Annotated in this window: 6 protein-coding genes; 2 read left to right on the top strand and 4 right to left on the bottom strand. The window is 24.4% G+C overall.

All coding sequences use genetic code 11. From position 1 onward, the window contains the following. A partial coding sequence (locus CRU93_RS13480; RefSeq protein WP_164967696.1) for a hypothetical protein occupies window positions 1-605 on the bottom strand: 605 nt, incomplete at its 3' end. Between the two features lie 140 nt (window positions 606-745). On the opposite strand from CRU93_RS13480, the gene CRU93_RS13485 reads away from it, so the two are divergent. Both CRU93_RS13485 and CRU93_RS13490 read left to right on the top strand, forming a co-directional pair. Continuing rightward, a complete protein-coding gene (locus CRU93_RS13485; protein WP_129104712.1) occupies window positions 746-1609 on the top strand; it encodes a thymidylate synthase in 864 nt (287 codons plus the stop codon). Further along, window positions 1609-2112, top strand: a complete 504-nt coding sequence (locus tag CRU93_RS13490) for a dihydrofolate reductase (RefSeq protein ID WP_129104713.1) — start codon at window positions 1609-1611, stop codon at window positions 2110-2112. The genes CRU93_RS13485 and CRU93_RS13490 overlap by 1 nt, the downstream gene beginning before the upstream one ends. Here the strand turns inward: CRU93_RS13490 and CRU93_RS13495 are convergent. From CRU93_RS13495 to CRU93_RS13505, 3 genes are all read right to left on the bottom strand, one after another. Further along, window positions 2109-5723 (bottom strand): ankyrin repeat domain-containing protein, encoded by a 3615-nt coding sequence (locus CRU93_RS13495; RefSeq protein ID WP_129104714.1) that lies wholly within the window; start codon window positions 5721-5723, stop codon window positions 2109-2111. The two genes, CRU93_RS13490 and CRU93_RS13495, sit on opposite strands and share 4 nt — an antisense overlap. Beyond that, complete coding sequence (locus CRU93_RS13500) at window positions 5723-8863, bottom strand: ankyrin repeat domain-containing protein (RefSeq protein WP_129104715.1); 3141 nt, start codon at window positions 8861-8863, stop codon at window positions 5723-5725. Before CRU93_RS13500 ends, CRU93_RS13495 begins: the two co-directional genes overlap by 1 nt. Before the next feature lie 86 nt (window positions 8864-8949). Then, window positions 8950-12084 carry an ankyrin repeat domain-containing protein gene (locus tag CRU93_RS13505; RefSeq protein WP_129104716.1) on the bottom strand — a complete coding sequence of 1045 codons (3135 nt, stop codon included), beginning with the start codon at window positions 12082-12084 and terminating at the stop codon, window positions 8950-8952. Window positions 12085-12196 lie beyond the last annotated feature (112 nt).

The raw sequence follows: 12196 nt of genomic DNA on the forward strand, positions 1-12196 counted from the left end.
GAATAAAAGTGTTCATTGATTTTTTCTTTATAATCAAAATCATTTTTTATAATTTTATTTAAAAACAAAATAGGAAATAAACCTAAAAAGATAATTACACTAACATCTTCTAAAATACCTGAATATAGGATTTTCATATCAAATAAATATTTTATTGTAGAGTATATACTTAGTACACCCACAAATAATATTGTACAACTAAGAAATGCAAAACTAATTGCATATAAAAGAAACAAGTTAAAATTTAGTATTTCTATATTTGTTGTTTTTTTCATAAGAAATGCAGAAAAATTTAAAAATAGTAAAAGACTCAATCCATATATATATTGTGTATTATAAAAGTAGTTTGATATAAATATAGTTGAAAAAGCTAAAATCCAAATGGCTATTTTAAATGTTATTGATAGATTTTTTTTATAAAAAAAAAGATGAATACCTGTAGAAATAATCATTGCATAAATGAAATATTTTGTTATATTTAAATAATCAAAATATTTATTGGCAAATACAGCTATTATTGCTAATGGTATAAAGATAAATGTAGCTGGAAATCTTGAAAAAACCTCTTTTGTAAATTGTTCTTTTATTCTCTTATAAAATGTCATTATAACTCTTCATTTTAATTTTTTTTGTTATATCTAAATATAGTTTATAGCTATATAAAATATTTATTGTCTTTTTTAGACATATCTCACTTAATTTTGAATATAATATATAAATTTAAAATAAGAAAAGAGGAAACCACTTGAAACAATATTTAGATTTATTGCAACATATATTAGATAATGGAACAAAAAAAGAAGATAGAACAGGTACAGGAACAACTTCAGTTTTTGGTTATCAAATGAGGTTTGATTTAAGTGAAGGTTTTCCTTTGGTTACAACAAAAAAGACTCATTTAAAAGCCATAATTTCTGAATTATTATGGTTTATTGAAGGAAGTACAGATGAAAGAAGACTTGCAGAGATTCATTTTGGTGATAAAAGGGAAAATTTAATTGGTAAAAAAACTGTATGGACTGCAAATGCAGATGCCCAAGGTAAAGATTTAGGTTATACAAATACAGATACAATAAAAGAATTGGGTCCTGTATATGGAGCTCAATGGAGAAGCTGGGAAGGCGCAAATAATAAAAGAGTTGACCAACTAGCAGAATTAATAGAACAAATAAAAACAAACCCAGATAGTAGAAGATTGATTTTAAATGCTTGGAATGCAGCAGAAATAGAAAATATGGCACTTCCTCCTTGCCATACTTTTTTTCAGTTTTATGTAGTAAATAAAAAATTATCTTGTCAGCTATATCAAAGAAGTGCAGATGTGTTTTTAGGAGTACCTTTTAATATAGCATCTTATGCATTATTAACTATGATGATTGCACAAGTTTGTGATTTAAAAGTAGGTGATTTTGTTCATACATTTGGAGATGCACACATTTATTCAAATCATATGGATCAAGTAAAGTTACAACTTACTAGAACTCCTTATGCAAAGCCTACAATGAAAATAAATCCAAATGTTAAGAATATAAATGATTTTACAATGGGTGATTTTGAACTTAGTGATTATAAATGTCACGAACCAATAAAAGCAAAGATGGCAGTATAATGAAAATTTCAATGATTGTAGCATACGGTAAAAATTGGGAAATTGGTTTAGATAACCAAATGTTATGGCATATTTCTGAAGATTTTAAAAATTTTAAAAGAATTACTTCAGGTCATCATATTTTAATGGGAAGAAAGACTTTTGAAAGTATAGGAAAACCACTTCCAAATAGAACATCAATTGTTTTAAGTAAAAATGGTTTTTGCCATGATGAGGTACATACCTTTTCAAATGAAAATGAAGCCTTTGATTTTGCAAGAGCAAATGGTGAAGAAGAACTTTTTATAATTGGTGGGGCAAATATTTATGAAACTTTATTTCCTTATGTTGATAAAATGTATTTAAGTGAAGTTGATTTTGAAGGTGAAGCGGATGCTTATTTAAAAGAGATTGATTTTACTTATTGGGATTTAATTGAACAAAAAGATTATGAAGAAATTTTAGAAGATGGAAAAATAAAAAGTCCAGCTTGGAAATTTAAAGTTTATGAAAAAAGAGATTAATTCTCTTTTTTCTTTAGATAATCAATTATATCTTTTGCTTCTTCTTTTTTTATTGCTTCTTCTATAGTCATTTGTAAATTTGCACCATATTTAAGTAGAAGTTCTACTATTTTGTCTTCTTCTTCTTTTATCTGTATTTTTTCAGCCACAAATCCTACTGAACGTCCAGTTGAAAACTCCATACTTTTTGTAAAAGAAAGAAGTGGTGAGTCAATATTTTTATTGTAATTTATATCAATATTATATTTACTAAATAAGTCAAAATAAAATGTTAGTTCATTTATATTATAGTCTTGTTCTAATAAAATATGATATGCGTTTTTACCTTCACTTGTAGTAATAGAAGTATCTGCACCTAATTCTAAGATAGTTTGTGTAAGATTTTTTTCTTTTAATAAAATAGAAGAGTTTAAGATGTGATTATCCTCTTTATCTATTATATTTATATTTGCACCTTTTTCAACTAAATATTTTAATATTTTTATTTTTAAAAATTCGTTCATATTATAATTAGAAAGAATAAGCATTAATACAGGTGTTGCCCCAAACTCATCAAGTACATTTATATCATATTTTGTAAAACTTAAGATTGATGGAATTAGTTCAAAGTTTCCTATTTCACAAGCTTTATGAAGAAGAGTGACACCATCTTCAATAACAGATTCTTCTATTTGTTTTGCTACTAGTTTATCAAATATTGAAACTGCTTCATTTTTATTATTTCTATAAAGTGTGAAATAAAGAGCATTTGCATTATATGTATCAACTTCATTGATTTTTAAAGTTGGTTCTTCTAGAAGTTTATTTATAAAATAGATATGACCTTGTACAACAGCAAACATTAAAGGGGTCATTCCATTAATATCTTTTTTGTTTACATCAACTTTTAAATCAAGTAAACATTCAAAAATCTCTCTTTTATTATCTAAAATAGATGTTACTAATGCACTATCTCTTGTATCTGGAATATTATCTAAATCAGCACCATATTTATGAAGCAATTGAATTGTTCTAGTTTTTACACTCTCAACACTAAATGGACTGTCATATGCTGTATCACCTTGAATTGTATAATTTAATGCAGTTGTATTATCTTTATTTTTAGCATTTACTTTAGCATTATTTTCTAATAGATACTCTGTACAAATATATGTACCATAAAAACACGATGCCATTAGTGCTGTTAAGTTATTTGATAGTTCTTCTATATCTGCATTGTTATTTATTAGAACTTTTAGTGTTTCTAGTCTATCAATTGCTTTAACATGTCTGTTTGAACATATTGTCATATATAATACATTTGCATTTAGCTTTCCACCTTTTACAGTAATATCTGCGCCTTTTTGTATTAGCCACTCAACAGTTTTTGGTTTACAAGCAAAACAAGCTGTTAGTAAAAGAGTCATTCCATCTAAATTTGTATCTTCTAAATCAATTTTCATTTTTTCATCAAAGTATTCTAAATAAGAAATTATTACATCATCACTCATATGGTCTGCATTTTTATTTATGATATTTTGAATAATATTTTCTTTAAAAACTGATGTTTTATCATCTAATTTAGCACCATATTTAAACAATAAATTGAAAACTTCTTCATTAACTTTTTTTTCATTGGCTAACAATGCAAAAATAGTTGATGAATCTATTTTTTCATCATGATATATTTGCTGAATATTTATATCTGCACCATTTTGTAATAAAAATTCAAATAGTTCAATATACTTTTGTGTTTTATTATATTTCTCATCATTTATTCTTTTTGCACATTTTAAAAGAATAGTATAAGTGTATATTCCATTGTCATCATATTCTCTATTTATATTTGAATCAGTTAAAATCAATTTTTTTATAACTTCTAAGTCAAAATTTTTCTCTACAAGATCTAGATATATCTCTTTTATTTCACAGTGAGATTTCATATTTGGATATGTGTCAACAAGAAGTGAGATAAGCTTTTCTTTTGCAAAGCTTATTGCTATACCTAAAGCTTGGGCATTATCTCTTTTGTAGTTAATCATAAAGAAGTCTTTGTATTCATAAGTAGGATTTAAATCAATAACTCTTTTTTGAAGATTTGCTTTTATCAAATACTTTATAGCATAAAATACAAAATCATTATCTTTGTCAAGTTCTATATTTTTATTTAGTAAAAAGTCAATAACCTTCTCTTTTACTTTATATAAAAACATACTAAACATATCAATTTGTGTAGGTTCTTCATCTATTAAAATAGTTGATTTTATATTAAAATTTAGATTGTTTTTCATACATATTTTAAGTATTTCAATTATGTAATCTTCTTTATTACCTATTATTTCATCTTCAATTATGAAGTTTGCTAAGCTTTTACCTTCATTTGTTAGAAAGTTTACATCTGCCTTATATTCTATGAAAAGATTAAATATATCTAAGTTATTACTTTTTATTGAATAAAAAAGTGCACTTTGTTCACAAATTTCTATTTTTGCACCATACTCTAAAAGTAATTTTAATAAATCTGTTGGTGTATTTTCTCTTATTATTTTTGAGTAGTTTAATAAAGCAGTTGTATTATTTTGTATATCTACTTCATTGATATTTGCATCTTTTTTTATTGCTAAGTTTATCAACTCAATTTTTTGTTCATTTAGAAGTTTTGGGTTTTCTACTACATTTAAAATAGCTAGGGTATTTTTTAATGTATCGCAGTTTGTAAAGTAATCATTGATTTTTTCATAACTAAGCATAAAGCAATAATCAACTAAATTTAATTGACGAGATATAATGATATTTATAATTTCTTCCAAATCACCTTTTTCAAAAATTGTATTTAATTGATATTTAATTTTTGAAAAATCAACTCCTAAAAGAATCATCTCCTTTGCAACCATTGTTTGTTTTAGATTTATAACTAATTCTAAAATTGTTTGTTCTTCATCTTTTGTTTTTTGATTAAGACTTATATTTGTATATTCTTTTATAAATTTAATCAATTCAATTTTTTTTAGATTATCCATAGGAGATAAAATAATCTCTTCTAAGATATTCTTTTTTTTATTAAATATATGTATATTTTGAGTATCAAGTTTAATTAGGTATTTAATTATCTCAATTTCACTATTTACTTCAAGAGCTTTTTGTAATGCACTTTGCTCTTCATGTTCTTCTAATTGAACTTTATTTTCTATAAGTGTTTTAAAAAAATCAAAGGATACTTTTTTTATCAAAGAATAATGTATTATCGGAGTTGCTAATATAAGTCTTGGAATTACTATTTTTTGATTTATAAAAGCTTGTAAAATATTGTGATTGTTTTGCTCAATTAATATTTTTAATACATTATCTGTAACGTCTTTTTTTGCTGTTTCAACTTTTGCACCTATTGAAAATAGATAATCTACAGCCTCTTTGTTGTTATGAATAACAGCATAATGTAAAGGATAATTTGAGTTATTCTCTTTTTCATTTACATTTGAAGATGTGATTTGTTCTTTTAAACTTTCAATATCATTGTTTTTTATCAAATCTTCTATTTTTGAATCTTTTTTCTTTTTAGAAAAGAAAAATCCATTATCAGATTTTTCCTCTTCTTCTTTGTTATTATTTAATATTTTATCAAGGAAAGACATTATAAAGACCTTACAAATGAAATTAAAGATGATTCATCACTTTGTTCCTCTTCATCGATATTATTAACAATATTTTTGATATCACTAACATCAGCACCCAAAGAGACTAAAGTTTTAATAGACTCAATTCTTAATTCATCGGGGATATCAAGATTAGATTGTAAAGTCCAAGTAATAGCAGAGGCACCAAAGTTATCTTTAGCATTGATATCATCAACAAGATTAAGTAAAGGTTCAAAAAGGTTAAAATGACAAAAATAAGCAGCATAGATTAAAACATTCATACCATTTTCAAGTTTTTTAATAGGAACATTATTATCAATAAGATAATTAATAAGTTCAATTACAGAAATATCATTTTGTCTTTTAATAGCTTTGTAAATAAGGTTCTCTTTGTTGTTATCTTCAACAAGAAGATTAATTTCAGGATTTTGAAGTAAAGAGTTAACAAAATAGATATCCCCAAACTCGATAGCAACCATAATAGGGTAAATATTATTTTTATCAGGAATGTTAATATCAATTTCAAGCTGTAAAAGAGTATTGAAAATAGTTTTAAAATTATAACCAATCGCATTGTTTAAAATAGTAGAACCATCTAAAGGAACATTGTTTAAATCACATCCATAGTCTTTTAGTACTGCTAATATTTTTGATTTATTTTCTTCTATGTTTTCTTTATCATCATAACTGTAGAAGTGATCTGTTTTTTCATAATCATGTGTGATTATGACATTTGCAGCATTACAATTTGTTTCATTTTTATTATTAGGATTAACACCATTTTCTAAAAGAGTAACTAAAGCTTCAAAACAACCATATTTAGAAGCACTCATAAGTGGTGTTAATTGTTCAGAGTCTAACTGTTCTAAATCAACACCAGCATCAATTAGCACTTTTACTGTTTGAGCTCTTTTTGTTTTATCAACAAAGTGATAATTAGAAATAGCCTTATGAATAGCAGGTGAATTATCTGAACCACCAATTATATGTACATTGGCACCTAAATCAATTAGAAACTGCATACATTTAGGAAGACAATTAGAAGTAGTAGTTAAAAATAGATTGTAACCTTTTCTATCCATTATTTCTAAGTTTAATCCACATTTTTCATGGAAATATTTTAAGTATGCATATTTAACATCATCATCTATATCTATTGAGTGTAAAAGGCTTTGACTTTGAGTTTGCATTAAATTTGATACAGGTTTATTTGGGTCTACATTTCCTTTATCTATTAGAAGATCAAAAAGTTTTGTATTAAGATTTTCATCTTTAGATACTGCAAACATTAGTACACCTTCTTCATTTAAGTAATAATCAGGAATATTGTATTTTTTTAGAGGAATATTTGCATCTGCATTATTATCAAGCATAAAATCAATTAGTTCATAACACTCGTCAAACTCTTCTTCTTTTGATGTGTATCTTAGTACTCTTATTAAAGATGTTTCAGTTATTGTGATATTAAAGTTATCTTTTCTTTTATATTCTCTATTTATATTAGAGTCTTTTGCTATTAATTTTTTAATAAAACTTACTGGAAAGTTTCTATTATAAGCATGGGAAATCAATGAAATATTTTCATTATATCCTCTCATTTGAGGATAATTATCTATTAGATAATCTGCTAGTTCTTTTCTTTTCCAATGTATTGCCATATCTAAAAATTGAGCGCTATAATAAAATGTTTCTTTTCCAAACTCTTTTTCAAAAAAGTTTTCACATTCAAAAGTAGGATTTTTATCTATTACTAATTTACAAATATCATCACTTAATTCTCTGTTAAAAATCATACTCATTTCATCACCAATTTCTAATTCTGGATGATTTTTTAATATATATTCTAAAAATTCATGGTTGTCTTTGTCTAGTGATAAAATATCAAAAAGTGTAGTTTTAGCGTATTCATCATTATCTATTCCTTGAACTTTTTGATTTATATTCAATCCTAAATCAATCAAAGTTTCAAGCATTGTTACTTTTAATTCCAATGTGTTAAGGTAAGTTGTATCAATAAAGCCATTTATAGCACCATGACCTTCAAAGTTTAATTCATTTATATCTACTCCACTGTTTATTAGAAATTCAATTAAATAAAGTTCATTACCATTGATACAAAATTCTAAGGGTTGTTTATTGTTGTGATTAAATTTTGCACCATTATTTATGAAAAATTCTACAAGTTGAATATTTTTTCCAAAAACAAAGTTTTTACACATAAATTGTAAAGGTGTTAGTCCTTCAACATCATCACTAACTTCATTTATATCACTTCCTTTTTCAAGACAAAGAGATATAAGTTCTGCTTTTTGTGTATCTGTAATTAAAGTATTATTACAAATATGTAAAATCAATTTCATATGTTTTGTATTATCTAAAGATGAAATAAATGTTTTAAAATTCTCAAAAGTTAAAAACTCTATGAAATATTTATACTCTTCTTTTGGTTGTTTTTCAAGAAGAAATTCAGAAATATAACTCATTCCTTTTTTGTCAAATAAATCTTCATATACACTATGAATATATTTTATTTTTGCTCCATATAATAAAAATAAATAAACTAATGTTAAATCCTCTTTATTATAAGCTTTTACAATCAAAGGATCAGTGTTTTGAATATCATAATTTAAATCACGTTCAACATTTTCTAAAAGATAAACAAAAATTGCACCTCTTAGTTCTTCATCTAAAGTTTCATTATCAATTATTTGATGTTCTAGGGGTAAGTTTGAACTACTTGTATCTAAAATATTATTATCAATTAAATATTTAAATAGTTCATATGAATAGTTCATTTGTAAGGCTATTTCAAAGGGTGTTAATCCATAATCATAAGTATTTGAAAAATTATCATTTGAAACTATATATTTAATAATATCTAAATTTGCATTTTTTGATAGTGCAAAAGATAAAAGACTTAAGTTATCTATACTTTCTGGGAAGTTTAAATTTAAAGATACTAAATATTCTAAAAAATTACTATTTTCTGAAACTATTGCTAAATTAAAGAAATGTTCTATTTCTGCTTGAAAATCTACATTATTATTTTTTAAATATTTTTTAATTTTATTTATATTTCCTTTTTCTATAAGTTTTTCAATGTCGTTATTAAAGTTAAATAATTTGTTAAGTTGCATAAAAGTACCTTTATTTATCGAAAATTTTGAAAGTATAACAAAAAAATAATAAATTAAGATAAATAATAATATTTAGTATTTTCATATTATAAAGACTCCAAAAATTTTAAAATTTCTATATCCTTCATATTTTGTGCTATTTTTTTTGCATCATCAATATTTGCACCCAAAGAGACTAAAGTTTTAATAGACTCAATTCTTAATTCATCAGGTATATCAAGATTAGATTGTAAAGTCCAAGTAATAGCAGAGGCACCAAAGTTATCTTTAGCATTGATATCATCAACAAGATTAAGTAAAGGTTCAAAAAGGTTAAAATGGCAAAAATAAGCAGCATAGATTAAAACATTCATACCATTCTCAAGTTTTTTAATAGGAACATTATTATCAATAAGATAATTAATAAGTTCAATTACAGAAATATCATTTTGTCTTTTAATAGCTTTGTAAATAAGGTTTTCTTTGTTGTTATCTTCAACAAGAAGATTAATTTTAGGATTTTGAAGTAAAGAGTTAACAAAATAGATATCCCCAAACTCAATAGCAACCATAATAGGGTAAATATTATCTTTATCAGGAGTATTAATATCAATTTCAAGCTGTAAAAGAGTATTGAAAATAGTTTTTAAATTATAACCAATTGCATTGTTTAAAATAGTAGAACCATCTAAAGGAACATTGTTTAAATCACATCCATAATCTTTAAGTACTGCTAATATTTTTGATTTGTTTTCTTCGAAATTCTCTTCATCATCGTAACTATAATTTTTATAATTAAAATCGTGTGGAATCATAACAGTAGCAGCATTGCTATTTGCACTATTTTTATTATTAGGATTAGCACCATTTTCTAAAAGTTTGACAACAACTTCAAAACAACCATATTTTGTTGCACTCATAAGTGGTGTTAATTGTTCTGAATCAAATTGTTCTTTATTTACACCTGCTTTTAATAAAACTTCTACAGTTTGTGCTCTTTTATCTTTGTCTAAATAAGTATAGTTTGAAATAGCTTTATGAATAGCAGGTGAATTATCAAAGCCACCAATTACATGTGCATCACTTCCTAAATCAATTAGATATTCGATACATTTTGCTAAGCATCTAGATGCTGCTTTTAAAAGTAAATTATCACCTTGTGCATTTTTATGTTCTAAATCAAAATCACATTTTGTTCTAAAATACTTAAGATGCTCAAGTAATGATTCATCACTTAATTTAACTGCTCCTAAAGATGATAAAACTAAAGATTCATTTCTTCCTGATCTTAATTCATTTAAATCAATTTTCCCTTTATCAATTAGTAAATCAAGTAACTGTTTATCAATGTTTTCTTTCATTGCATATAATAAAGCATGTTCTTCATTTATTGCTGCATGACCAAGGTTTGTTTTTGTAAGAGGAATATTTGCATCGGCACCTTTTTCTAAAAGGTATTCAATGATTTCTACAACTTTATCTCTTTTTATATTTTTTAAACAAGAAATAACTGATATTAATGTTGTCTCTTTTGTCGTAACTTTCTCTTTTGATGAAGCATTATTTCGTGTGATATAATATAATCTATTTATATCTGGGTCTTTATCTATTATTTTTTTTATAAAATCAATTGAAAAATTATGTGATAATGCCATTTCTATTAAAGATCTATGCTCTGTGTATGTTTTCATATTTGGATATTTATTTAACAAATACTCTGCAAGCTCATGTCTTTCCCAGTTTATTGCCATATCTAAAGGTTGTGCACTAAAATAATATTTTTCAAAGTCAATAGTTACTTTATAATAAAAATCACTTGTATAAGAAGGATTTTTTTCTATCATTAGTTTGCATAAGTTATCATTTGCTTTTTTAGCAAACATATAACTGATTTGATCTTCTAAAATTACATCATCAACATTTTCTAAAATATACTCTAAAAAAGCATGATTATTTTGATCATCTAACAAAATATCCACAATAGAACTATTTTGTGCAGTATCAGTATTAATTCCTACTACTTTTTGATTTATATCTAATCCTAATTTTAATAAATGTTTTAACATATTGATTTTTTTATCAATGGTATCTAGGTATAAGAAACTCATAAGTGCATTTATAACACCTTCACCTTCTGCATTTATCTCATTTATGTCTACACCTCTTTTTGATACTAAGTGTTCTACTAATTTAATATTATTATAAAGAACAGGAAAAACCAACATTGAATTATTATTTAAATTAAAAACTGCGCCATTATCCAAGAAAAAATCAATCAATGAAAAATCGCTCAAAGACAGAGTATAGTTTTTACAAAAATATTGTAAAGGGGTTAGTTTTTCATTATCGCTATTTAGTTCATCAATAAGGCAACCTTTTTCTAAAGCAATTTTACACAGATTAATTTTTCCTAAAAAGTTAATCAAAGCATTACTAGTAATAAGATGCAAAATTTGTATATTTTTTAAATCATCAAGTTTGTATAAAAGTTCCATGAAATCATCATAAGATAAAAAAGAAGAGAAATATTTTATATCGCTAAGTGCTTGTTTTTTTACTAAAAAAGGGGATACTTTTTCTATTTCATCTACTGTTGTAAATAAATTTGTAAAATCTTCATGAATAGTTTTTATTGAAGCCCCACACTCTAAAAAGAACTCAACAAGTCTTTTGTTTTTTAAATCAAATGCTACTTGTATTAAAAATTGGTTATTTTGGTTTAATTCATTTATATCAAATTTGTCATTTTTTATAAGATAGTTAAATATATCTATCTTTAGATTATCTGAAAGCTTAGTCTCTTGCAATATTTGATGGGCTATAGATGGATTAGGAAATTTATATTCTAAAATATTTTCATCAATTAATAGTTTAAATATTTCTATATCTTGTTGATTTCTTATTGCCGTTTCAAATGGTGTAAATCCATATGGATATTCAGTGCAAAAGCATTTATTTTTAATGATTGTTTCTATAACAGAAGTTTTTGTTTTATTACTTAATGCATAAGATAAAATACTTAGTCCTTCAAGGTTAGAAGGAAATTCTAAATTTTGTGTTGCTAAGTATTGTAAAAATTTGTAGTTGTTATTATCAATTGCTAAAATCAAATATTCTTCAATATTCTCTTGTATATTTATATTATTATTGTTAATATATTCAATAATATTATTTAGGTTGTCTTTTTGAATTAAAGTATTAAAATTTTCATTTTTTGATTTAAATAAGTTTTTAAAAATCATTATATCCCTTATCTTTTGAAAATTGTAGATTGTATCTAAAATAATAAGAAAAGGCAAAAAATAATTTTCAATATTTTATAAGAAAAAAAACTTTATGTAGAAAATTTAAACC

Origin of the sequence: Arcobacter sp. CECT 8985 (assembly GCF_004116495.1) — a bacterium.
GTDB lineage: Bacteria > Campylobacterota > Campylobacteria > Campylobacterales > Arcobacteraceae > Malaciobacter.

What these genes read in the sequence shown, in the direction of transcription:
- CRU93_RS13505 (WP_129104716.1), bottom strand. Translation starts at nt 12,084, where the DNA reads ATGATTTTTAAAAACTTATTTAAATCAAAAAATGAAAATTTTAATACT.
- CRU93_RS13490 (WP_129104713.1), top strand. Translation starts at nt 1,609, where the DNA reads ATGAAAATTTCAATGATTGTAGCATACGGTAAAAATTGGGAAATTGGT.
- CRU93_RS13495 (WP_129104714.1), bottom strand. Translation starts at nt 5,723, where the DNA reads ATGTCTTTCCTTGATAAAATATTAAATAATAACAAAGAAGAAGAGGAA.
- CRU93_RS13500 (WP_129104715.1), bottom strand. Translation starts at nt 8,863, where the DNA reads ATGCAACTTAACAAATTATTTAACTTTAATAACGACATTGAAAAACTT.